The sequence below is a fragment of the Nonomuraea sp. NPDC003214 genome, from assembly GCF_053590035.1.
In genome coordinates this window covers 187994-208540 of sequence record NZ_JBSFSX010000013.1, presented here as the reverse complement: position 1 = coordinate 208540, position 20547 = coordinate 187994, and the positions used below count along the sequence as shown (strand labels likewise).

Genomic DNA, 20547 nt, shown 5'->3' with positions numbered 1-20547 from the left:
AGAAGGTCAGGAACTTCGAGGGGCTCCTGGATGCGCGAAAAAGAGACGCGACGGGGACCGGCGGGTACGGCGGAGGCGTTGCGCGAGGCTGCCAAGGGGTGTCCTTCCGGAAGGCACGGACGGAATCGGACTGCGCGCATGCCGAACGCCCCGGCAGGAGCCAGGGCGTGGAAGGGCAGCGCGAGGGAGCAGCATAACGCAAACAGGAAACGGATGTCCACACGTACTATAAGCGTCAACCTCGGCGCCGCCTTCAGGATGACACAGCGGGGTGAACTCGTCAACTTTCCCGCCGATCCGAAGCCCGGCGCCTTGACCTGGACAGGTTGCCTGCCCGTCAAATATCGTTAACTCTTAGGAAGGTTTCCTTTTTATTCCTGTCTCATCCCCCCAGGAGCACAGGTGCGCAAGAGCACAGTCGCCGCCATGACCGCCGCCACAGGAATGCTGGTCCTGCTGCCGGCCTCCGCGGCCCACGCCCACGGAACCATGTCCAACCCGCCCAGCCGCGTCTACGTCTGCAAGAACGAAGGCCCCGAGGCGCCGAAGTCCGACGCCTGCAAGGCCGCCGTGGCCGCCAGCGGGCCCCAGGCGTTCTACGACTGGAACGAGGTCTCGCTGCTCGAAGCGGGTGGGCGGCACCGCCAGCTCATCCCCGACGGCAAGCTCTGCAGCGCGGGCCGCGAGAAGTATCGCGGGCTCGACCTGCAGCGCGCCGACTGGCCCGCGACCCAGGTGCGGCCGGGCAACTTCACGCTGACCTACCACGCGTCCGCGCCGCACGGCAACAGCAACTTCGAGTTCTACATCACGCGCGACGGCTGGAACCCGACCATGCCGCTCAAGTGGTCGGACCTCGTCCACATCAAGACGTTCAACGGCCAGAACCCGACGACGTTCACGAACTGGACCATCAACCTGCCCCAGCGCAGCGGCAGGCACATCCTCTACTCGATCTGGCAGCGCGTGGTCGGCAGCAACGAGGCCTTCTACACCTGCTCGGACGTCGACTTCGGCGGCGGCAGCACGCCCACCCCGACGCCCACGCCGACGCCGACCCCCACGCCCACCCCGACCCCGACGCCGACTCCCACCCCCACGCCGACGTCGACGCAGCCCGGCGGCACGTGGAGCGCGGGCACGGCCTACCGGACGGGTGACCGGGTCACCTACGGCGGCGCGACCTACGAGTGCCTGCAGCCGCACACCGCCCTCACCGGCTGGGAGCCGCCGAACGTGGCCGCCCTCTGGAAGCGGATCTAGGAATTGGCCGGAACAGCGGCACGCTGGACCGCCACAGTCCTGAGTCTGCTGCTGGTCGTCGCCTGCGGACCCACCCGGTCCGCAGGCGATCCGGTCAACGCCGAGGACGTGATGTTCGTCCAGATGATGGTCCAGCATCATCGCCAGGGCATCGAGATCGCCGAAGTGGGCGCCGCCAGGGCGAAGACGCCGGAGCTGAAGACGCTGGCGTCGGCCATCGCGCTCACCCAGCAGGACGAGGTCGAGATGATGCTGCGCTGGCTGCACGCCTGGTCGCAGCCCCTGACCGCCGCCTCGGACTCCCACGACCACCACGGCGGCATGCCGGAGACCGACCGGAAGCAGATCGCCGACCTGAAGAAGTCCAAGAGCTTCGAACGTGACTTCCTCAACTTGCTGATCGCCCACCAGGACGACGCCGTCCAGATGGCCGGCGCCGAAACGGCAGGCGGCGCCAACCCGGAGGTGAAGCAGTGGGCGACCCGCGTCGAGGCGTCCCGCAAGGAGCAGATCCAGCAGATGCTGGCCCTGCTCAAGCGCGAACCCGCAAAGCGGACGTAGCCGGCGAACGGACCTGACCGGCAGGTCACCTCTCCACAGGTGGGGCGGTGACGCGCCGGTTGGCGTACAGGCTGGTGAGCGTGACGGTCGTCAGGACCGCGACGATCACCCCCAGCGAGGCGAGCGTGGGGATCTCCGGCACCGCCGGCCAGATGCCGTGCGCCCAGTGCAGCACGAGCTTGAGGCCGATGAAGCCGAGGATGACGCCGAGCCCGTGGTTCAGGTGCCGCAGCTTCTCCAGCACGCCCTGCAGCACGAAGTACAGCGCGCGCAGCCCCAGCAGGGCGAAGGCGTTGGTGACGAAGACCAGGAACGGGTCCTCGGTCACGCCGTACACCGCGGGCACCGAGTCGACGGCGAAGACGATGTCCGTGGCGAAGACGGCCACGATGGCGAGCGCGAGCGGGGTCAGGGCGCGCCGGCCCCCCTCGCGGACCGTCAGCCGGGAGCCCCGGTAGTCGCCGGTGACCGGCATGAACCGCCGCAGCAGGCGCACCGAGCGCATCGAGTCGATGTCGACCTGCTGCTCCCGGCCGCTCAGCGCCTCCTTGAGGATCTTCCAGGCGGTGACCACCAGGATGCCGCCGAACAGCAGGAACGCCCACGTGCCGCTCTGCAGCACCGCGGCGCCCAGCGCGATGAACACCGCGCGCAACACCAGCGCCCCGATGATCCCGTACAGCAGCACCCGCTGGGCCAGCTCGCGCGGCACCGCGAACGCGGACAGCAGCAGCATGAACACGAACAGGTTGTCCACCGACAGCGACTTCTCCACCACGTAGCCGGTGTAGAACTCCACCGCCACGCCGCCGCCGAACGCGCTCCACACGTAGACGCCGAACAGCAGCGGGAGCGCCAGGTAGAACACCGACCAGCCGACCGCCTCGCGCATCCGCACCTCGTGCGGGCGCCGCGTCAGGACGAAGTCGACGCCCAGCAGCAGGACCAGGCCGGCGATGGTGACCCCCCACAGGCCGGGTGAGCCGATCGTCTCCAGCTGGGCAGCCGTCATCGAACCGGGTGGAGCGAGCATGGAACCTCCTCGAACGAGAGCCGTTCGAGGTCTCCTTCACCCGCGGCGCGCGGGCGGCCGCCCGGGGACGAGGTCACGTCCGTACTGACCGGGCCGGCGCTTGGGAAGTACTCCCCTCGCCCCCCAAGAGTAGGCGAACCCGCCGGTACGAGCCACCGCCGGGAGACCGATTGACCGGTGCGGGGCCCCGGGACGATAGTGGAGGAAGCACGGAGGGGAGTACCCGCCGTCCGACGTCCCGGCCGTCATCACGGCCTCCGCAGGCCCGGCGGGACGGCCCTTCCCGGCGCGGGAGGGTGCGGGAAGACCTTCGTCCTCGCAGTCGAGGCCGAAGGAGTCCTCATGTTCTTCGAAATTCTGCTGGGCGCCCTGCTGATCCTCTCCGCCCTGGTCGCGGCCGCCGTGCTGTGGGTGGGACCGCCGCGCTCCCACGCCGAGCGCCGGCACCGTACGATCCCCGTCGAGGATCGGCCGGACTGGCCGGGACGGCGGGGCTGACAAACCTGGTAAGCTACGTGCCGTTGGTTCGGATTCGGCTGGAGGGAGGTGAGGTTTGATGACCGCGGTGAAGACCGCTGCCCTGCGCAGCGCCCGGACAATCCTCACGTCCCGGGCCCCGGTCTGACCCACTTCCACCCCTTGCCGTAAGCCGTCGGGCTTGCGTGGCGGGGTGATGCCTGCGTCTCGTCGGGGCCCCTTCCCGCAAGGTGTCTCACGTTGCCACAACTTTTCACCGATCCATCCGACGACGGTCTGACCCGATACGGGTGGACCGACGCGCTCGACGAAGACTTCGCCCCTCACCGGGCGGCCGGTCTGGTGCCGGCCCGGATCGTGCGCGTCGACCGCGGCCGCTGTGACGCGGTCACCGAGACCGGCCCCGTACGCGCCGGTCTCGCGGCGCTGCACTCCCCCGATCCGCTCCTGGCGCCCTGCACCGGAGACTGGGCCGCGCTGCGGCCGGGCCCCGAGCCGGAGCTGGTGGCGCTGCTGCCGCGCAGCAGCGCGATCGTCCGCTCGTCGGCGTCCGGCACCTCCCACGGGCAGGTGCTGGCCGCCAACGTCGACGTCGTCGCCATCGCGCTCTCGCTCGCGGCCCCGCTGGACGGGGCCCGGCTGGAACGCATGCTGGCCCTGGCCTGGGAGAGCGGCGCCCGGCCGCTGGTCGTGCTCACCAAGGCCGACCTGGCCGCCGACGCCGAAGCCGCCCGCGCCGAGGCGGCCACGCTCGCACCGGGCGTCGACATCCTGGTCACCAGCGTCACCACCGGCCAGAACATCGACGTCCTCACCGCGTCGCTGAGCGGCACCACGGTGCTGCTCGGCTCGTCCGGGGCGGGCAAGTCCAGCCTCGGCAACGCGCTGCTCGGCGACGACCTGCTCGCCATCGGCGCGGTGCGGGAGCGTGACGGCAAGGGCCGCCACACCACCGTCCGCCGCGAGCTCGTCCCGCTGCCGTCCGGAGGCGTCCTCATCGACACCCCCGGCCTGCGCGGGATCAGCCTGTACGACGCCGCGGACGGCCTGGAGCGGACCTTCGCCGAGATCGAGGCGCTGGCCCGCGACTGCCGCTTCGGCGACTGCGCCCACGACACCGAGCCAGGCTGCGCGGTGCAAGCCGCCATCGAGGCGGGCGAGCTGACCGAACGCCGCCTGAACAGCTACCGCAAGCTGCAGCGCGAGAACGCGTGGGCCGCCGCGCGGACCGACGCCCGGCTGCGCGGCGAGCGCACCGACAGGCAGAAGGCCATCACCAGCCATCTGCGCGCCACCTACAAGTTCAGGGACCAGCAGACATGACCGCCGACACGCCGCCAGCGGCGGCCGACCCGGTCGTGACCGCGTTCTTCGCCCTGCACGACGGCCTGCGCCGGGAGGGCCCCGGCTCCGACGCGACCACCCGCCGCCTGCTCGACCTGGCGGGGCCGCTGCCGGCGCGCCCGCGCGTGCTGGACGTCGGCTGCGGCCGGGGCCCGGCCGCGCTGCTGCTCGCCCGGGAGGCCGGCGCCGAGGTGACCGCGGTCGACCTGCACCAGCCGTTCCTCGACGACCTGGACCTCGCCGCCCGCGAGGCCGGGCTGCCCGTCCGCACGCTGCGGGCGTCGATGGCCGAGCTGTCCTTCCCCGGCGGGAGCTTCGACCTGATCTGGGCTGAAGGTTCCGTCTACAACATCGGCTTCGACACGGCGCTGCGCGTGTGGCGGCGGCTGCTCGCCCCCGGCGGCACGCTGGTCGTCACCGAGTGCGAGTGGAGCACCGGCTCCCCCTCGCCCGAGGCACGCGCGTTCTGGGACGGCCACTACCGGCTGCGCACCCACGAGCAGAACGCCGCCGCCGCCCGCGCCGCCGGCTACGACGTCGTCGCGGTGCACCCGCTCCCCGACGGCGACTGGCTCGACGAGTACTACACGCCGCTCGCCGAACGGGCCCGCGCCGCCGACCCGGCCGTGCCCGGGATGCGCGAGGCCGTCGAAGCCACCCTCCAAGAGATCGCCATGCGCCGCGACCACGGCGCCGAATACCAGTACACCGGCTACGTCCTGCGCCCGCAGGCCACCACGGAAACGGACATCATGACCACCTCCTGGATCACCCGCCCCGAGACCACCGCCGACCTCGCCCGCATCCGCGAGGTCAACCTCGCCGCCTTCCCCAGCGCGCACGAGGCCGACCTGGTCGAGGCGCTGCGGGCCGACTCCGAGGCGTGGCTGCCCGGCCTGTCGTGGGTCACCGAGACGGCCGACGGCGAGCTGGCCGGGTTCGCGCTGCTGACCCGCTGCCACGTCGACGGTGAGCCCGCGCTCACCCTGGGCCCGTGCGCGGTCTCGCCCGAGCACCAGCGGATGGGCGCCGGCTCGGCCGCCATCGAAGGGGCCCTGCGCGCCGCCCGCGAGCAGGGCGAGAACCTGGTGCTGGTGCTCGGCCACGCCGAGTACTACCCGCGCTTCGGCTTCACCCCGGCGTCCGGCTTCGGCATCCGGCCGCCGTTCGAGGTCGAGGACAAGTACATGATGGCGCTGGCCCTCGACCCGGCCCGCCCGGTGCCGACCGGCACGATCCGCTACCCGGCGGCGTTCGGGGTCTGACGGATGCGCGTGGACGGCGGCCGGGCAGTCCGGCCGCCGTCCACCGCCAGGGCATGACCGACGGTGAACGCGGCCTCCGCCGAGCACAGCAAGAGCACGGCGGAGGCGATCTCCCCGGGTCCGCCCACGCGCCCGGCAGGCTTCTGGCCGATCCCGCCCTGGCGGCCCTCGGGGGCGCCGCCTTGCCGGCTGATGCCGACCACGCCGTACGCATTCGTCGTCACTGATCCCGGCGTCCACGGCGGCGCACGCCCTGGTCACGGGGTCAGGGCTGCAGGAGGACCTTGACGGCGCGGCGCTCGTCCATCGCCCGATAGCCCTCGGCGGCCTGCTCCACGTCCCGGTACGGCCACAGGTCCGAGCCGCAGACGCAGGTGGCCGTCAGCCGGATGACCGCGTCGGTCGGCTCGATGATCGCGGGGTCCTGGCGGTCCTCGACACGGATGTCACCCGGGGCGTACAGCACTGCTCCCCGCATGAGTGGATCCCCTTCGGACGGCAGCGGATGCCCGCCCTCACACCGGGAACGGGCGGGCGGTCCGCGTCCGGGGACAAGATGGCCGTCCTTAGGCCGATGCTTTGCCCCGCTGAGCGCGGCCCGTACGGCAAGGACCTCACCGGCCTGGCCGGCGAGCTGCCGGGCGGTCGATCGGGTCGTTCCTGGAAGAGGCTCCTACCGCTCCGCCGGCTGGGGAGCGCGGTGGGAGGCGACGAGGCTGAGCACGCCGATGACGAGCACCGGCCAGCCGCCCGTGACCGGGAAGTAGAGGACGCACAGCCCGAGGCCGAGGACGAGCAGGTACCAGCCGAGCTGCGCGGGCAGCCGCCCGGTCGTGCGGATGATGTGCGCCGCCATCGTGCCCATGGCCAGCAGCGCGACCCCGGCGACCATGAACCACACGCTCGTCTCGCGGGCGTAGTAGTCAGGGAGGCTGTCGTCGGCGACGCTGCGGTAGAAGCCGTCGGCGGCGATCGCGCCCCACGCGTTGGGCTGGACGAACGCCCAGGCGAAGTGGAGCAGCGCCGTGGCGATGACGAGCCGGGGGATCCAGCGGGTCAGCGCGTTCATGCGGGCTCCGCCTCCTTCTGCGGGGCCAGCCGCAGCGCGCGCTGGTAGATGTCGCGCAGCTGGGGCGCGGGGACGGCCGGGATGATCTGCTGGGCGCCGATGAGGACCAGGTAGAGCAGGTGGGCCATGGGGTCCACGTCGCTCTCCGGGCCGCCGAGGTCCCGCCACAGCACCCGCAGGTAGTCGATGCGGGTGCGGTCGACGCGCTCCTGCACGGCGCGCACCTCGGCGTCCTGAAGCGCCCAGGCGCGCACCGCCGAGTCCAGTCCCTCGCTGACGCTCTCGTCGTCGAGGACGAGGTCGACCAGGGCGCGCAGCCGGGCGTCGGCGGTCCCCTCCGCCTCCTCCACCGCCGAGATGAAGCGCGCGGTGTGCTCGGCCTCGAAGTGCGCGAGCAGGTCGGTCTTGAAGCCCGCCATGCCTTTGAAGTGGTGGTAGAAGGAGCCCTTGGTGAGGTCGAGCTCCCCGCACAGCCGTTCGATGGTCAGCGCCCGGGCGCCGTCCTCGGTGAGGACGCGGAGCCCGGTGCGCAGCCAGTCGCGTTTTGACGCCATGCCAGCGACCATACCGTACCGTATGGTGCTGAGAGGTGAGGGGGTCAGCCGACCTCCGCGAGCGCCCTGCGGTAGAAGGCGACCTGGTCGACGGCCACGCGTTCGCGCAGCTCGGGGTCGGTGTAGAAGGTGAAGTGGGTGCCCGGGAAGACGCGCAGCTCGCCGTGCGGCGCCCGGTCCGCGAGCTCCCGGCTCGTCTCCAGCGGCGTCTCGTGGTCGTCGGCGGCGGCGCAGACGAGCAGCGGGCAGCGCAGCCGCGCCGCGGCCTCGGCGGGACGGTAGCGCATCATGTCCAGCAGGGCGCGGGGGGCGATGCTGTTGCGCCACAGCGTCTTCGTGTTCCCGCCGGTCAGCGTGCGGATGTGCGCGTCGGCCTCCGGGGTGGCCGTGACCGCCCGCTCGCCGGGCCGGCCCACCATGGGGATGTAGTGCGGGCTCAGGCCGAGCCTGCCGCGCACCGCGTCCCACACGATGGAGCTCATCAGCCGCAGGGTCTGGGAGGTGTCGCGGTTCTCGACCCCTTTCGGGAACCCGTTGAACGGGATCTGCGCGACCACGGCTGCGACCTTCGGATCGTCGGCGGCCACGACGATGGCGTGCGCGCCGCCGAGCGAGTTGCCCCAGAGCGCCACCCGCGCCGGGTCGATCCGCTCGTGGGCGCGGGCGAAGGCGAGCGCCGCGCGCAGGTCGTCGCGCTGCCCGGCGAGGTCGGGAAGCTGCCGGGGCTCACCGCCGCTCTCGCCGAAGCTCCGGTAGTCGAACACGAGCGCGCCGAACCCCTCCCCGGCGAACCCCTCCGCGTACGGGAACAGACGGTCCATCGTGCCGCTGAAGCCGTGGCACAGCACCACGCAGGGCACCCGCCCGGCGCCCGCGGGCAGGTAGAGGTAGCCGGCGCACCGGACGCCGCCGACGGTGAAGGACACCTGGGTCCGCTCGAACATACGGATCACCTCGAAGCCGTAGACTGACTGTCGGTAAGCACTCTAGCCCCGGAACTGACCACAGGTAAGTGAGATCCATGACACCCCAGCGGATCCTCGCCGCCGCCAGGACCCTGTTCGCCGCCCGCGGCTACCGGGCCACGTCCATGCAGTCCATCGCCGACCGGGTCGGCATCACCAAGGCCGCCCTCTACTACCACTTCGACTCCAAGGAGGAGATCCTCCACCAGCTCACGCTGCCCCTGCTGGACGAGTTGGAGGCGGTGCTCGCCGAGGCCGAGGCGTGCGGCGATCCCGGCGAGGTGCGGTGGCGGGCCGTCGAGGGCTACGTGGACGTGCACCTGCGCCACCGTGAGACGCTCACCATGCTGGTCAAGGACATGACGCTGCTGGTCCAGGCGCCGGTGGCCGAGCGGTTCCGCGCCGCGATCGCGCTGGCCAACGAGCTGGTGGCGGGGCCCGGCGGCGGGCTGGAGCAGCGGGTGCGCGCCTCGCAGGCGGTCGCCGGGCTGGCCGACCCGGTGGTCCTGTTCCGCGACGTGCCCGCCGACCGGCTCAGGGCCCTCATCCTGGACGGCACCCGCGCGCTCCTCGGCGAGCCGCCCCGCCCGCCCGAGTCCCCTCGCCCGCCAGAGCCGCCACGCCCACCCGAGTCCCCCCGCTCGCCCGAGTCCCCCCGCTCCCTGGAGGTGTCCCGCCCGCCGGAGGTCCCCGCCGGGCGGGGGCGTGCACGGGGCAGGAGCGGCGGGCGGCCGGCCGCGCTGACCCCGGAGCAGGCCGCGCGGGCCCGTGAGATGCACGCCGAAGGGCGCTCCGCCGAGGAGATCGCCACCACGTTCGGCGTCTCAAGAGCAACCGTCTACCGCAGTCTCAAAAACAAATGATTATGAGACTTTGATTTCGAGACAAGCACACGGAGGCGCGTTGCCGTTTTAGCAAGAATGTTTGCCATGATGACGGAGGCTGACGCACCATCACGCCATGATGAAGACGCAGTATGACGTGATCGTCGTCGGAGGCGGCGCCGCCGGACTGAGCGGCGCCCTGACGCTGGCGCGGGCGCGCCGCTCGGTGCTCGTGATCGACTCCGGCCTGCCGCGCAACGCCCCGGCGTCCGGAATGCACAACTACCTGGGACGCGAAGGCATCGCGCCGTCGGAGTTCCTGGCCATCGGCCGCGAGGAGGCGGCCTCGTACGGCGCCGAGATCGTCACCGGCGTGGCCGTGACCGCCGAACGGCTGGACGGCGGCGGGTTCCGCGTGGTGCTGGAGGACGGCACCACCCGCACGGCCGCGCGCCTGCTGGTGACCACCGGGCTGGTCGACGAGCTGCCCGAGGTGGCCGGGCTCGCCGAACGCTGGGGCCGCGAGGTGCTGCACTGCCCCTACTGCCACGGCTACGAGGTGCGCGACCGGCGCATCGGCGTGCTGGCGAGCGGCCCCATGGCCGTGCGGCAGGCGCTGCTGTGGCGGCAGTGGAGCGACCGCGTGACGCTATTCCTCAACGACGTGCCGGCGCCGACCGGCGAGGACCTCGAACAGCTCGCGGCCCGCGACATCGCCGTGGTCGGCGGCAAGGTCACCGGCCTGGAGGTGACGGACGACGCGCTCACCGGGGTGAACCTGGCCGACGGGCGGGTCGTCCCGGTCGAGGCCGTCGTCGTGGCGCCGCGCTTCACCGCGCGGACGGGCGTCCTGGCCGGGCTCGGCCTGGAGCCGGTCGACCACGAGATGGCCGGGCACGTGCTCGGCTCGCACATCGCCGCCGACCCGACGGGATCCACCGAGGTGCCCGGCGTCTGGGTCGCCGGCAACGTCGCCAACGTCGCCGAGGTCGTCATCGGCTCGGTCGCGGCGGGCGTGAAGGCCGCCGGCGCGATCAACGCCGACCTCGTCGCCGAGGAGACCCGCGAGGCCGTCGCCGCCCGCCGCACCCAGCCCGCCGAGCCCGGCGCCACCCCGACCGCCGACCACCCCGCCGAGCACGGCGGCACTCAGGTTCTCGGCGGGGAGGAGTTCTGGGACGCCCGCTACAGCGAGAGTGACCGCGTCTGGAGCGGCAACCCGAACGACATCCTGGTCCGCGAGGCCGCCGACCTTCCGCCCGGCACCGCGCTCGACCTGGGGTGCGGCGAGGGCGCCGACGCCATCTGGCTGGCCGGGCGAGGCTGGCGCGTCACGGCCGTGGACGTCTCCGGCGTGGCCCTGGAACGCGCCGCCCGCCAGGCGGCCGAGGCGGGCGTCGCCGACCGCGTCGACTGGCAGCGGCACGACCTCGGCCGGTCCTTCCCGGAAGGCGTCTACGACCTGGTCTCGGCGCACTTCCTGCACTCCTACGCCGAGCTGCCCCGCGAACGCGTCCTGCGCCGGGCCGCCGAGGCCGTCGCGCCGGGCGGGGTGCTGCTGATCGTCGGGCACGCCGGGTTCGCCTCCTGGGAGGAGAACCCGCACCCCGACGTGCACTTCCCCACCCCGCAGGAGGTCCTGCGCAGCCTGGAGCTCCGCGACGGCGCCTGGCAGGTGGAGCTGGCCGAGGAGCACGAGCGCGTCCAGATGCGCCCCGACGGCACCCCCGGCACCCGTACGGACAATGTGCTCAGGCTGCGGCGCCGCACCGGTTGAGCGGCGATGACGCTGGACGGGACGCGGGCGCGGCGGGCAACGTGGGGCGGGTGCACCACGAAACCTGGTACGACCGCCCCGAAGCCCGCCGCTGGACCTGCGAGCCCGCCCCCGCCGGGGTGCGGGAGTTCCACGCCGGCCTGGCCGGTTACGCGCCCACGCCGCTGACCGAGGTCCCCGGCCTGGCCTGGCCGCTCGGGGTGGGGCGGCTCCTGGTCAAGGACGAGTCGAACCGGCTGGGCCTGCCCGCGTTCAAGGCGCTGGGCGCCTCCTGGGCGATCCACCGGATCCTGGCCGCCCGCCCCGGGAACGATCCCGTACGGCTGGTCACCGCCACCGACGGCAACCACGGCCGGGCGGTGGCGCGGATGGCGCGGCGGTTCGGGCAGCGGGCGCACGTGTTCGTGCCGGAGGGCGTGCATCCGGCGGCGGTCGCGGCCATCGCGGCCGAGGAGGCGCGGGTCACCGAGGTCGCCGGCGACTACGACGAGGCGGTGCGCCGGGCCGCCGAGGCGGCGGAGGAGCCGGGCTCGGTGCTCGTCCAGGACACCGCCTGGCCAGGCTACGAGGAGACGCCCGGGTGGATCGTGGCGGGCTACTCGACGCTGTTCGCCGAGATCGACGAGCAGCTCGGCACCCCGGACCTGGTGGTCGTCCCGGCGGGCGTGGGGTCGCTCGCCCAGGCGGCGGTGATCCACTACCGCTCCGGCTCCGCTCCTGTGGCGCTGATGACGGTGGAGCCCGAATCGGCCGCCTGCGTGCTGGCCAGCCTCCGGCGGGGCGCGCCCGTCAGCGTCGGGACCGGCGACACGATCATGTCGGGGCTCAACTGCGGCACCCCGTCCAGCCTGGCGTGGCCGTACCTGAGAGACGGCCTGGACGCGGCGGTCGCGATCGGCGACGACGACAGCGCCGCCGCCGCGCGGGAGCTGGCCGGGCACGGGGTCGCGGCGGGCCCGTGCGGCGCGGCCTCGCTGGCGGGCGCCCGCGCGGCCCTGACCGGCGACGGCGCCGCCGCCCGCCGCGCGGCGCTGGGCCTCGGCCCGGACGCCACGGTCGTCCTGCTCAGCACCGAAGGCCCGGACGCCAACCCCGCCCTCTGACCGAGCGGCGTACGATCCCCCGCCCAGGTCCCGTGACCTGGGCGATATCAGGATGCGCCGGGCGATGCGGACGCAGTAGCGTCCAGACCCATGACACCCTCACGCACCAGGCCCCCCTTCGTAGCGGACGAGCGCACCCAGCTCGTCGGCTGGCTCGACATGCAGCGCGCCATCGTCCACTGGAAGTGCGAGGGCCTCTCCGAGGAGGACGCGCACCGCCCGGTCCTGCCGGACTCGCCGCTGATGACCGTGGCCGGCCTGGTGTCGCACCTGCGCTGGGTCGAGCACTGCTGGTTCGAGGTGCTGTTCATGGGCGGCCCGGCCGTCGGCCCGCAGTTCGACGAGGACGGTCCCGAGGACGCCGACATGATGGTCGACGACGTCCCGCTGGCCCGCCTGCTGGAGGAGTACGAGCGGCAGTGCGCCGTGTCGAACGAGATCATCGCCGCGCACTCCCTGGACGACGTGGGCAAGCATCCCGACTTCCGCTCCGCCGCCGCCAGCCTGCGCTGGATGCTCATCCACATGGTCGAGGAGACCGCCCGCCACGCCGGCCACCTCGACACCGTCCGCGAGCTCGTCGACGGGACCAAGGGCTACTACTGACGCGGGCGCCTCTTGCGGACCGGCGGCGCGCGCGTTCATGCTCGACTGGCAGCACGAGCCGATCCCGGGAGGCGCGGTGCACGGCCAGGTTCCTGACGACGCCCGCCGGAGCCGCCCATGACGGTGACGGCGACGCCGCCGGTCCGGCGCGCGGCGGCGGTCCCCAGGCGGGTGCGCACCCTCGCCGGGCTGTCGCTGCTGTCGCTGGCGCTGCTGCTGGCCGCGATCCTGGCCGGCGCGGCCAGCACGGGCGCCAGCCTGCGCACGATCGGGCATGACGCCGGGCCGCAGGTCCTCGCCACCACCGGCCTGTATCGGCAGATGTCGGAGATGGACGCGCTGGTGGCCGAGACGCTGCTGCTGGGCAGGGAGTACGGCCCGCAGCAGCAGGCCGACCTGACCGCCTACGACCAGCGGCGCCTGGAGATCTCCGAAAGCCTGCTCAAGGCCTACCGGCTGGCCCTGGACAACCCCACCGAGCAGCGTACGGTCGAGGCGCTGATCGAAGGGCTGGGCCGCTACGAACGGCTGGCGGCCGAGGCCCGGCTGCTCGACCGGCAGTCCGGGCACACCGCTGGTCAGCCGCCCGCCCCCGTGGTCGCCGCCTACCGGCGGGCCACCGACCTCATGCACCGCGAGCTGCTGCCCAAGGCGTACAACCTGACCCTGGAGACGGGCACGATCGTGCGGCGGGCACACGACGCCGAGCAGTCGGCCACCGCCCTGGCCCGCACCGCGGTCGTCCTCACCGGGATGCTCGCGCTCGCCTGCCTGGTGGGCCTGCAGACCTACCTGACGCGCAGGTTCCGCAGGGTGTTCGCGCCGGCCCTGGTGGTCGCGACCGTGCTGGGCGCGGCCGGGCTGGTGACCGGCGCCGTCCTGATAGAGCGGCAGGGCCGGGCGCTGGAGGAGGCCAAGCGCGGCGGGTTCGACGCGGTCCTGACGCTGACCAGGGCGCGGGCGATCAGCAGGAGCATGCACGGCGACCAGAGCCGCTACCTGCTCGACCCCGGGCGCAAGGACACCTACGAGCACACCTTCCTGGACAAAGCGCGGGCGATCGCCGCCGTCGAGTCCACGAGCCTGCCCGACTACCAGAGCAGGCTCGGCCCGGGCTTCCAGGGCCTGCTCGGCGGCGTGACCGGCGCGGACCGGACCAGGCTGTTCACCGCCTACCAGAGGTTCCAGCAGGCCGACGCGCGGATGCGCGGGATGTCGGGCGCGGCGGCGATCAAGTTCTGGGACGGCGAGCTCACCCAGGCGTACGAGGGCTACGACAAGGTGCTGGAGGAGCTGGTCCGGCGGCACGAGTCCGACTTCGAGCGGGCCATCGACAGCGGCGACGGGGCGCTGGAGACGCTGTGGCGGCTGGTCCCCGCCGGGCTGGCCGCCGGCGCCCTGCTCGTCCTGGCCGGCGTGTGGCCACGACTCAGGGAGTACCGGTGAGACGACTGCTGATCTGCCTGCTCCTGCTCCTCACCGCCTGCGGCACGGCGCGGCCGGAATCGCTCGTGGACAAGGACGAGGTGATCGTCGCCATCCGCTCCGACGTGCCGCTGATCAGCTTCAAGGGGCCGGACGGCGCCTACCACGGCTTCAACATCGACGTGGCCGAGGACCTGGTCTCCCGGCTGGGCAAGCGGATCCGCTGGCTGGAGATCACCGCGGGCGACCAGCTCACCGTGCTGACCGGCGGCCGCGCGGACCTGGTCTTCGCCCACATGTCGGTCACCCCGGAGCGCAAGAAGGTGATCGACTTCGCCGGGCCGTACCACGTCGACTTCCAGGACATCGCGGTCCGCCCCGCCGACAAGGACGCCATCCGCGACGTACGGGACCTGGAGGGGCGCAGGATCTGCTGGGTGCGCGGCACGAACATCGCCCAGCGGATCGTCGGCGAACGCCGGGTCCGGGCGATCCCCGTCGAGGCGCCCGACTACAACGTCTGCCTGGACATGATCGAGGACGGCCGCATCGACGCCATCTCCACCAACGCCCAGATCCTGGCGGGGCTGCTCACCAAGCCGGGCGTCGACCTGCACCTGGTGGGCGCGACGTTCAACGAGCAGCGCACCTCGATCGGCGTGCGCAAGGGCGACGTCGACGGCTGCGAGGAGCTCAACCGGGCGATCACCCAGATGTACCAGGACGGCACCGCCCACATGCTGCTGGACAAGTGGTTCGGCAGGTCGGGCATCGACCTGTCGGTGATCGCCGTCCCCCAGTTCGAGGGCTGCTCGTAGCCGGTTCAGGCGGGTGGCTCGGCGACCTCGGCGCCGAACCTGGCGACGAGTGACTGCTTGGCGCGGCCGGCGGCTTCGACGTCGTAGGGGACGAGCTTGACGGCCGCCGGGTCCGCGGCCTTGGAGTGGGCGGGCACCTCCGTGTTGGTGGGCAGCGCATAGAACCGCACGAGCGGTCCGAGCCGCTGGGAGGCGCCGCTGAGCGCCCAGTCGACGTACGTGCGCGCGCCGGCCGGGTTGTGCGCCCCGGCCAGCACGGCCAGGCCGCCGAGTTCGTAGCCGGTGCCCTCCTGGGGGAAGGTCACCTCCAGGTTCGGGTAGCCCTGCTCCTGGGCTGCGACGCAGTCGTGGGAGAAGACGACGCCGACCGCCGCCTCCTCCTTGGCCGCCTGCACGGCCGCCGCGCTGCCGGAGGCGTTGTAGCGCAGCACGTTCGGGTGGAGCCGGCGCATGTAGGCGAGCGCGGCGTCCTGGTCGCCGCCGTTGAGCAGCGCCTGGGTCCACAGGGCGGTGTAGGCGGTGCCGGAGGTGGCCGGGTGGGCGATGGCGACGCCGCCGCGCAGCCGCTCGTCCAGCAGGTCCGTCCAGGAGCGGACCGGCTTCAGGCCGCGCCTGGCCAGCTCCTCGGTGTTGTTGCAGAAGGCGAGCACGCCGGCGTAGACGCCGCTCCAGGCGTGCTCGGGGTCGACCGGATCCGCTCCAGCGCCTCCCCGCTCGACAGCCGGACGAAGTCGGCCTCCACGCCGGTGGCGTCGGAGAACCGCTTGACCATCATCGAGCACCACCGCTCGCTCGCCCCGCACGCGACCGTGATCTTGTCCCGGCGCTGCGCCGAGCACCCGGCGGCCAGCAGGACCGCCACCAGGGTGATGGCCAACGGCCTCATCGCGTCTCCCCACGGTTCGCCGGTGTTGCGCGGGTGCCGCTCCCATTCGACACTCCGCGGCGAGCCCCGCGCAACCGGTCTCAGCCGCGCGGCGCGTACATGATCACCAGGACGCCCGCCAGGCAGACGAGCGCGCCGATGACGTCCCACCGGTCGGGCCGGAAGCCGTCGACGGCCATCCCCCACGCGAGCGACCCCGCGACGAAGACGCCGCCGTACGCGGCGAGGATGCGGCCGAAGTTCGCGTCCGGCTGCAACGTCGCGACGAACCCGTACAGGCCGAGCGCGACGACGCCGGCCCCGATCCACAGCAGGCCCCGCTGCTCGCGCACGCCCTGCCAGATCAGCCAGGCCCCGCCGATCTCGGCGAGGGCGGCCAGGGCGAACAGCAGCAGGGAACGCGCGACGGTCATGCAGGCCAGTAGACCGCATCGCCGGCACTACGTTGACATTCTAGGGCATCTATGTTTTTTTAATGACTCTAAGCAAACTTACGGGCTCTCCAGGAGGATTCCTGACATGCCGCGCAACCCTCTGGCCGCCGTCTTCGGCAAGTACGCCACGGAGGCGACCGTCGCCGTCGCCGAGCACGTCACGCCCACGATGCGGCGCGTGCGCCTCGAGACCGACCGGCCCGTGGACTTCCCCTACACCCCTGGCCAGCACGTCAGGATCCAGCTCAAGGACCCGCTCTCGGTGGCGGGGATCATGCGCCCGGCCGACACGCTGCGCACGTACACGATCTGGGAGCTCTCCCCCGGCCGCCGCGCCCTGGAGCTGCGGATCCACCTGTACGACGGCGACGGCATCGGCCTGGAGTGGGCCCGGGCGGTCCGGCCGGGCGACCGGGTGACGTTCTGGTGGCCGCAGGGCGACTTCTTCACCCGCGAGGCGGACTTCCACGTGTTCGTCGGCGACGAGACGGCCGGCGCCGCCTTCGGGCCGATGATCGCCGGGCTGGACGGCTCGGCGGCGGTGTTCGGCGTGCTGGAGAGCGAGGGCCCCGAGCACGACCTGCCGATGCCGGGAGACCCGCCGCTGCGCCGCGTCCACCGGCACGGCGCGCCGGCCGCCTCCTCCCGCGTGCTGCTCGCGGCCGTGGCCGAGCTGGACCTGCCGGGCGACGCCGGGGCCGCCTACGTGGCCGGTGAGGCCAGGACCTGCCAGATGGTGCGCGACCACCTGGTCCGCGAGCGCGGCTGGCCGCGCACCTCGATCAAGGTCAAACCGTTCTGGGCCCCCGGCAAACGGGGCCTGCACTGACCCTTTCCGTTCCCATCACCAAGGAGAGACCATGAAAGTGATCATCGTGGGCGGCGGCATCGGCGGCCTCACCGCCGCCGTGGCGTTCCACCAGCGCGGCTGGCAGGTGGAGGTCCTCGAACGCGCCCCCGCGTTCACCGAGATCGGCGCGGGGCTGTCGATCCAGCCCAACGGCCTGCGCGCGCTGGACGTGCTCGGCCTGGGCGACACGCTGCGCGCCGGCGGCCAGGCCGAACCCCTCGCCGGCGTGCGGCACGCGAGCGGGAGCTGGCTGATCCGCAACGACACCGCCGACCTGAAGCGCAGGTTCGGCCAGTGGGTGATCGTGCACCGCGCCGACCTGGTCGCCCTGCTGTGCTCCGCCCTGCCGGGCGAGGCGCTGCGGGCCGGGGTCGACGTGCGGCACGTCGGGCCCGACGGCACGGTGGCCCACAGCGGCGGCACCTCGACGGCGGACCTGGTCGTGGGCGCCGACGGCGTGCGCAGCGTCACCCGGCGCTCCCTCTGGCCGCGCCTGCGCGGGCCGCGTTACGTCGGATACACCACCTGGCGGCTCATCGTCGCGCCCCGGCCCATCGAGGGCAGCGTGGAGACGTGGGGCGAGGGGCAGCGGTTCGGGCACCAGCCGATGCCCGACGGCAGCGTCTACTGCTACCTGATGGCCAACGCCCCGGCCGGCTCCCGTCACGGCCTCGACCACTTGCGCGAGCGCTTCGCCGGCTGGCACGACCCCATCCCCGCCCTGCTGGCCGACGCCGACCCGGAGACCGTGCTGCAGCACGACACCTACGAGCTGCCCGGCCTCCCCTCCTACGTCCAGGGCCGGGCCGCGCTCCTCGGCGACGCGGCGCACGCCATGGCGCCCAACCTCGGCCAGGGCGCCTGCCAGGCGCTGGAGGACGCGGTCACGCTCGCCGCCGCGGTCGACACCCGGGGCGTACGGGCCGGGCTGGCGGAGTACGACCGGGTCCGCAGGCCGCGCACCCAGAAGATCGTCCGCCTCTCGCGCCAGGCCGGGGCGCCCGCGCACTGGACCTCCGGTCCCCTGACGGCCCTGCGTGACCTGGCGCTCCCGAGGCTGCCCGACGCGTTCTTCGAGCGCTCGATCGTGCCGACCTACACGTGGACACCGTGACGCGCGCCCTTGCGCGCCGCCACGACGACGAGGAGCCCGGCGACGACCCCCGCGACGTACGGCGACGGCACGAGCAGGATCCCGCCCACCGCGCACCAGGCGGCGAGCCCCCACCCGGCCCAGGCGGGCACGGGCACGCCGCGTCCGGCCAGGCGCCAGATCAGGCAGCCGAGCAGGATCAGCGGCACGCTGAAGCTGCCGGGGCCCGCCCAGAAGGTGACCTCGTTCTGCAGTGACCCGACGGTCGGGGCGGCGCCGCCGCCGGTGAGCGCGAGCGGGACGGCCGCCCACAGCCCCCTGCTCGCCCAGCCGGTGATGTCGTCCCACGCGATGAGCGCCAGCAGCGTCAGGTGCCCCGCGCCCAGCACGACCATGATCCCGCTCGCCCAGCGGAGCAGCGGCTTCGTGGAGTCCATCGTGACGTCCCCTTCCGGTGGCCGTGATCTATACGGAGCCGTACAGAACGATGTGTACGGTAACGTACAAACCCGGACGCGATCAACGGAGGTGGCTGCGATCCCCGCCACACCACGCACGACCCGGGCCCGCTGGATCGAGGCGGGCCTCGAAGCGCTCGCCCGGGGCGGCCCCGACGCGGTGCGCGTCGAGACGCTGGCCGCCACGCTCGGCGTGACCAAGGGCGGGTTCTACGGCTACTTCGACGGCCGGCCCGCGCTGCTGGCGGAGATGCTGGACGAGTGGGAGCGCAGCTGCACCCGCGAGCTCATCGCCCAGGCCGAAGCCGAGGGCGGCGACCCGGCCGACCGCATCCGCCGGGTCGGCCAGCTCACCTTCACGGACGACTTCCACCGGGTCGACCTCGCGGTCCGGGCCTGGGCGCGGCATGACGAGGCCGTCGCCGCGCGGCTGCGGCGCGTGGACAACGAGCGCATGGACTTCCTGCGCGAGATGTTCGGGGCCTTCGTCGCCGATCCCAGGGAGGTCGAGGCGCGCAGCATCCTGGCGTTCTCGCTGGCGATCGGGCGCTACTTCATGGCCGTGGACCACCCCGGTTACAGCACGCTCGAAGCCGTCCACCTGGCCGGCGAGCACCTGCTGCGCCCGCCGTCGTGAGCGTGACGGTCAGGCCCAGCGGCCCGTGAACAGCTCCTCGCCCGGCGGGTCGCCGGGCAGACCGCCGGGGGCGCCGGGGCGCAGCCCGTCGAGCGCGATCGCGACCAGGCGGGCGCGGGCCCGGACGGCGGCGGGAAGCAGGTCGTCCCTGCCCTGCTTGCGGAGCTGATCCACCAGCGGGGAGCGGCCGAGCTGCTCGATCAGCAGGGCGACGTCGACGGCGGCGACGTCAGGGCGCAGCACCCCGGCGTCCTGGGCGCGCCGCACCAGGGCGTCGAGCAGGTCGTCGCCGCGGCGCGACGCGGCGTCCATCTCGTCGCTCACCTCGACGGCCCCGGCGATCGGGGCCAGCGTGCCCTGGCCGAACTCCACGCACGCGGCGACGAACCCGGCCAGCCCCGCCCACGGGTCGGGATCGGCCAGGCCCTGCTCGGCGGCCTCGTTCCAGTGCTCCAGTGACAGCACGGCGAGCCGCTGGAACAGCTCCTCCTTGGTCCGGTAGCGCCGGTAGAGGCTGCCGATGCCGACGCCCGCGCGGGCGGCGATGGCGGCGACGGAGGCGTGCGCGCCGTCCTCGGCCAGGATGGCGCGGGCGGCTTCGAGAAGCGCCCGGTCGTTGCGCGCGGCGCGATCGGTGCGGCTGGTCATCGCCCTGATCCTAGCAGACTTGCGGAGCGATTCGCTCCGGTGTAACGTCGCGGTCGAACCGGAGCGAATCGCTCCGCTATTGCTGAGGAGACGGACATGAACACCGAGAGGGCCGCGATCGAGCAGGTCGTCCGCGACGCCGAGAAGCTGCAGAACGACGTGGACGGCTTCACCGGGCTGCTGGCCGAGGACGTGTCGCTCGTCAACTTCACCGGCATCCGGCTGCGGGGCCGTGAGCAGGTGCGCGAGGTCATGGCCAAGGCGCTGCGCAGCCCGCTGAAGGACGTCCTCACCACCAACGAGCTGCAGGACGTCACCTTCCTGCGGGAGGACGTGGCGCTGGCCACCCTGGTCAAGCACGTCAATGACGGCAGGCGTGGCGCGCTGACGTTCGTGCTGGTCAAGGAGGGCGGCCGGTGGCTGATCGCGCTGGCCCAGACGACCCCGATCGTCTGAC

General features: G+C 72.9%; 25 protein-coding genes and 2 pseudogenes. 16 read left to right on the top strand and 11 right to left on the bottom strand.

The genetic code is table 11. The features are described 5' to 3' along the window. Window positions 1-402 precede the first annotated feature (402 nt). Both ACWDXC_RS35585 and ACWDXC_RS35580 read left to right on the top strand, forming a co-directional pair. Entirely contained in the window at window positions 403-1263 is an 861-nt protein-coding gene (locus ACWDXC_RS35585) for a lytic polysaccharide monooxygenase auxiliary activity family 9 protein (RefSeq protein ID WP_219507713.1), read from the top strand. Window positions 1264-1266: 3 nt separating this feature from the next. Continuing rightward, window positions 1267-1824, top strand: a complete 558-nt coding sequence (locus ACWDXC_RS35580; RefSeq protein WP_357588026.1) for a DUF305 domain-containing protein — start codon at window positions 1267-1269, stop codon at window positions 1822-1824. A 25-nt stretch (window positions 1825-1849) separates the two neighbouring features. Here the strand turns inward: ACWDXC_RS35580 and ACWDXC_RS35575 are convergent, their stop codons facing one another. Further along, complete coding sequence (locus ACWDXC_RS35575) at window positions 1850-2857, bottom strand: TerC family protein (protein WP_449989607.1); 1008 nt, start codon at window positions 2855-2857, stop codon at window positions 1850-1852. A gap of 342 nt (window positions 2858-3199) precedes the next feature. Between ACWDXC_RS35575 and ACWDXC_RS35570 the strand changes: the two genes are divergently transcribed. The 4 genes and pseudogenes from ACWDXC_RS35570 (at window position 3200) to ACWDXC_RS35555 (ending at window position 5943) form a co-directional block, all read left to right on the top strand. Then, window positions 3200-3355 carry a hypothetical protein gene (locus tag ACWDXC_RS35570; protein WP_449989604.1) on the top strand — a complete coding sequence of 52 codons (156 nt, stop codon included), beginning with the start codon at window positions 3200-3202 and terminating at the stop codon, window positions 3353-3355. A 219-nt stretch (window positions 3356-3574) separates the two neighbouring features. Next, window positions 3575-4657, top strand: a complete 1083-nt coding sequence (rsgA, locus tag ACWDXC_RS35565; protein ID WP_449989601.1) for a ribosome small subunit-dependent GTPase A — start codon at window positions 3575-3577, stop codon at window positions 4655-4657. Next, window positions 4654-5211, top strand: a pseudogene (locus ACWDXC_RS35560) (class I SAM-dependent methyltransferase); the annotation flags it as partial. The gene rsgA and the pseudogene ACWDXC_RS35560, both read left to right, overlap by 4 nt. A gap of 219 nt (window positions 5212-5430) precedes the next feature. Continuing rightward, a complete protein-coding gene (locus ACWDXC_RS35555; RefSeq protein WP_449989626.1) occupies window positions 5431-5943 on the top strand; it encodes a GNAT family N-acetyltransferase in 513 nt (170 codons plus the stop codon). Here ACWDXC_RS35555 and ACWDXC_RS35550 read toward each other — a convergent pair. From ACWDXC_RS35550 to ACWDXC_RS35530, 5 genes and pseudogenes are all read right to left on the bottom strand, one after another. Continuing rightward, complete coding sequence (locus ACWDXC_RS35550; protein WP_449989598.1) at window positions 5919-6167, bottom strand: SDR family oxidoreductase; 249 nt, start codon at window positions 6165-6167, stop codon at window positions 5919-5921. The two genes, ACWDXC_RS35555 and ACWDXC_RS35550, sit on opposite strands and share 25 nt — an antisense overlap. Window positions 6168-6271: 104 nt before the next feature. Beyond that, a pseudogene (locus ACWDXC_RS35545) lies at window positions 6272-6421 on the bottom strand (IMP dehydrogenase); the annotation flags it as partial. A 195-nt stretch (window positions 6422-6616) separates the two neighbouring features. Then, window positions 6617-7012: a DUF6463 family protein gene (locus tag ACWDXC_RS35540; RefSeq protein WP_449989595.1), complete on the bottom strand. Its 396-nt coding sequence runs from the start codon at window positions 7010-7012 to the stop codon at window positions 6617-6619. Continuing rightward, window positions 7009-7566 (bottom strand): TetR/AcrR family transcriptional regulator, encoded by a 558-nt coding sequence (locus ACWDXC_RS35535; protein ID WP_364180199.1) that lies wholly within the window; start codon window positions 7564-7566, stop codon window positions 7009-7011. The genes ACWDXC_RS35540 and ACWDXC_RS35535 overlap by 4 nt, the downstream gene beginning before the upstream one ends. A 44-nt stretch (window positions 7567-7610) precedes the next feature. Further along, window positions 7611-8510, bottom strand: coding sequence for an alpha/beta hydrolase (locus ACWDXC_RS35530; RefSeq protein ID WP_449989592.1), 900 nt, complete (start codon window positions 8508-8510; stop codon window positions 7611-7613). A 77-nt stretch (window positions 8511-8587) separates the two neighbouring features. On the opposite strand from ACWDXC_RS35530, the gene ACWDXC_RS35525 reads away from it, so the two are divergent. The 6 genes from ACWDXC_RS35525 to ACWDXC_RS35500 all read left to right on the top strand — a co-directional run bounded on the left by ACWDXC_RS35525 (window position 8588) and on the right by ACWDXC_RS35500 (window position 15084). Next, entirely contained in the window at window positions 8588-9394 is an 807-nt protein-coding gene (locus tag ACWDXC_RS35525) for a TetR family transcriptional regulator (protein ID WP_449989589.1), read from the top strand. A 97-nt stretch (window positions 9395-9491) separates the two neighbouring features. Further along, a complete protein-coding gene (locus ACWDXC_RS35520; protein ID WP_449989586.1) occupies window positions 9492-11132 on the top strand; it encodes an FAD-dependent oxidoreductase in 1641 nt (546 codons plus the stop codon). Between the two features lie 50 nt (window positions 11133-11182). Next, window positions 11183-12235 (top strand): diaminopropionate ammonia-lyase, encoded by a 1053-nt coding sequence (locus tag ACWDXC_RS35515; protein ID WP_449989583.1) that lies wholly within the window; start codon window positions 11183-11185, stop codon window positions 12233-12235. A gap of 90 nt (window positions 12236-12325) precedes the next feature. Next, complete coding sequence (locus ACWDXC_RS35510) at window positions 12326-12841, top strand: DinB family protein (protein WP_219507699.1); 516 nt, start codon at window positions 12326-12328, stop codon at window positions 12839-12841. Between the two features lie 117 nt (window positions 12842-12958). Then, entirely contained in the window at window positions 12959-14287 is a 1329-nt protein-coding gene (locus tag ACWDXC_RS35505) for a hypothetical protein (protein WP_449989580.1), read from the top strand. Next, complete coding sequence (locus tag ACWDXC_RS35500; RefSeq protein ID WP_449989577.1) at window positions 14284-15084, top strand: substrate-binding periplasmic protein; 801 nt, start codon at window positions 14284-14286, stop codon at window positions 15082-15084. Before ACWDXC_RS35505 ends, ACWDXC_RS35500 begins: the two co-directional genes overlap by 4 nt. 5 nt (window positions 15085-15089) lie before the next feature. Here ACWDXC_RS35500 and ACWDXC_RS35495 read toward each other — a convergent pair whose 3' ends face one another. From ACWDXC_RS35495 to ACWDXC_RS35485, 3 genes are all read right to left on the bottom strand, one after another. After that, window positions 15090-15734, bottom strand: coding sequence for an extracellular solute-binding protein (locus tag ACWDXC_RS35495; protein ID WP_449989574.1), 645 nt, complete (start codon window positions 15732-15734; stop codon window positions 15090-15092). Then, window positions 15686-15970, bottom strand: a complete 285-nt coding sequence (locus ACWDXC_RS35490) for a hypothetical protein (RefSeq protein ID WP_449989571.1) — start codon at window positions 15968-15970, stop codon at window positions 15686-15688. The genes ACWDXC_RS35495 and ACWDXC_RS35490 overlap by 49 nt, the downstream gene beginning before the upstream one ends. 80 nt (window positions 15971-16050) lie before the next feature. Beyond that, entirely contained in the window at window positions 16051-16383 is a 333-nt protein-coding gene (locus ACWDXC_RS35485; RefSeq protein WP_219507693.1) for a YnfA family protein, read from the bottom strand. Window positions 16384-16489: 106 nt separating this feature from the next. Between ACWDXC_RS35485 and ACWDXC_RS35480 the strand changes: the two genes are divergently transcribed. Both ACWDXC_RS35480 and ACWDXC_RS35475 read left to right on the top strand, forming a co-directional pair. Further along, window positions 16490-17233, top strand: coding sequence for a siderophore-interacting protein (locus ACWDXC_RS35480; RefSeq protein ID WP_364180181.1), 744 nt, complete (start codon window positions 16490-16492; stop codon window positions 17231-17233). 31 nt (window positions 17234-17264) lie between these two features. After that, entirely contained in the window at window positions 17265-18368 is a 1104-nt protein-coding gene (locus ACWDXC_RS35475; protein ID WP_449989567.1) for an FAD-dependent monooxygenase, read from the top strand. Here ACWDXC_RS35475 and ACWDXC_RS35470 read toward each other — a convergent pair. Continuing rightward, window positions 18350-18784, bottom strand: coding sequence for a DUF6463 family protein (locus ACWDXC_RS35470; protein ID WP_219507688.1), 435 nt, complete (start codon window positions 18782-18784; stop codon window positions 18350-18352). The two genes, ACWDXC_RS35475 and ACWDXC_RS35470, sit on opposite strands and share 19 nt — an antisense overlap. Before the next feature lie 91 nt (window positions 18785-18875). Here ACWDXC_RS35470 and ACWDXC_RS35465 point away from each other — a divergent pair, with 91 nt between their 5' ends. Beyond that, window positions 18876-19442: a TetR/AcrR family transcriptional regulator gene (locus ACWDXC_RS35465; RefSeq protein ID WP_308125861.1), complete on the top strand. Its 567-nt coding sequence runs from the start codon at window positions 18876-18878 to the stop codon at window positions 19440-19442. A gap of 9 nt (window positions 19443-19451) precedes the next feature. Here ACWDXC_RS35465 and ACWDXC_RS35460 read toward each other — a convergent pair whose 3' ends face one another. Then, entirely contained in the window at window positions 19452-20090 is a 639-nt protein-coding gene (locus ACWDXC_RS35460) for a TetR/AcrR family transcriptional regulator (protein WP_449989563.1), read from the bottom strand. A gap of 96 nt (window positions 20091-20186) precedes the next feature. Between ACWDXC_RS35460 and ACWDXC_RS35455 the strand changes: the two genes are divergently transcribed. Continuing rightward, a complete protein-coding gene (locus ACWDXC_RS35455; RefSeq protein ID WP_449989561.1) occupies window positions 20187-20546 on the top strand; it encodes an SgcJ/EcaC family oxidoreductase in 360 nt (119 codons plus the stop codon). Window position 20547: the final 1 nt, after the last annotated feature.

Excerpts from the sequence above, each read along its gene's own strand:
- ACWDXC_RS35575 (WP_449989607.1), bottom strand. The coding sequence starts at position 2,857 with ATGCTCGCTCCACCCGGTTCGATGACGGCTGCCCAGCTGGAGACGATC.
- ACWDXC_RS35570 (WP_449989604.1), top strand. The coding sequence starts at position 3,200 with ATGTTCTTCGAAATTCTGCTGGGCGCCCTGCTGATCCTCTCCGCCCTG.
- ACWDXC_RS35555 (WP_449989626.1), top strand. The coding sequence starts at position 5,431 with ATGACCACCTCCTGGATCACCCGCCCCGAGACCACCGCCGACCTCGCC.
- ACWDXC_RS35540 (WP_449989595.1), bottom strand. The coding sequence starts at position 7,012 with ATGAACGCGCTGACCCGCTGGATCCCCCGGCTCGTCATCGCCACGGCG.
- ACWDXC_RS35535 (WP_364180199.1), bottom strand. The coding sequence starts at position 7,566 with ATGGCGTCAAAACGCGACTGGCTGCGCACCGGGCTCCGCGTCCTCACC.
- ACWDXC_RS35530 (WP_449989592.1), bottom strand. The coding sequence starts at position 8,510 with ATGTTCGAGCGGACCCAGGTGTCCTTCACCGTCGGCGGCGTCCGGTGC.
- ACWDXC_RS35525 (WP_449989589.1), top strand. The coding sequence starts at position 8,588 with ATGACACCCCAGCGGATCCTCGCCGCCGCCAGGACCCTGTTCGCCGCC.
- ACWDXC_RS35520 (WP_449989586.1), top strand. The coding sequence starts at position 9,492 with ATGATGAAGACGCAGTATGACGTGATCGTCGTCGGAGGCGGCGCCGCC.
- ACWDXC_RS35510 (WP_219507699.1), top strand. The coding sequence starts at position 12,326 with ATGACACCCTCACGCACCAGGCCCCCCTTCGTAGCGGACGAGCGCACC.
- ACWDXC_RS35505 (WP_449989580.1), top strand. The coding sequence starts at position 12,959 with ATGACGGTGACGGCGACGCCGCCGGTCCGGCGCGCGGCGGCGGTCCCC.
- ACWDXC_RS35490 (WP_449989571.1), bottom strand. The coding sequence starts at position 15,970 with ATGAGGCCGTTGGCCATCACCCTGGTGGCGGTCCTGCTGGCCGCCGGG.
- ACWDXC_RS35485 (WP_219507693.1), bottom strand. The coding sequence starts at position 16,383 with ATGACCGTCGCGCGTTCCCTGCTGCTGTTCGCCCTGGCCGCCCTCGCC.
- ACWDXC_RS35480 (WP_364180181.1), top strand. The coding sequence starts at position 16,490 with ATGCCGCGCAACCCTCTGGCCGCCGTCTTCGGCAAGTACGCCACGGAG.
- ACWDXC_RS35475 (WP_449989567.1), top strand. The coding sequence starts at position 17,265 with ATGAAAGTGATCATCGTGGGCGGCGGCATCGGCGGCCTCACCGCCGCC.
- ACWDXC_RS35470 (WP_219507688.1), bottom strand. The coding sequence starts at position 18,784 with ATGGACTCCACGAAGCCGCTGCTCCGCTGGGCGAGCGGGATCATGGTC.
- ACWDXC_RS35460 (WP_449989563.1), bottom strand. The coding sequence starts at position 20,090 with ATGACCAGCCGCACCGATCGCGCCGCGCGCAACGACCGGGCGCTTCTC.
- ACWDXC_RS35455 (WP_449989561.1), top strand. The coding sequence starts at position 20,187 with ATGAACACCGAGAGGGCCGCGATCGAGCAGGTCGTCCGCGACGCCGAG.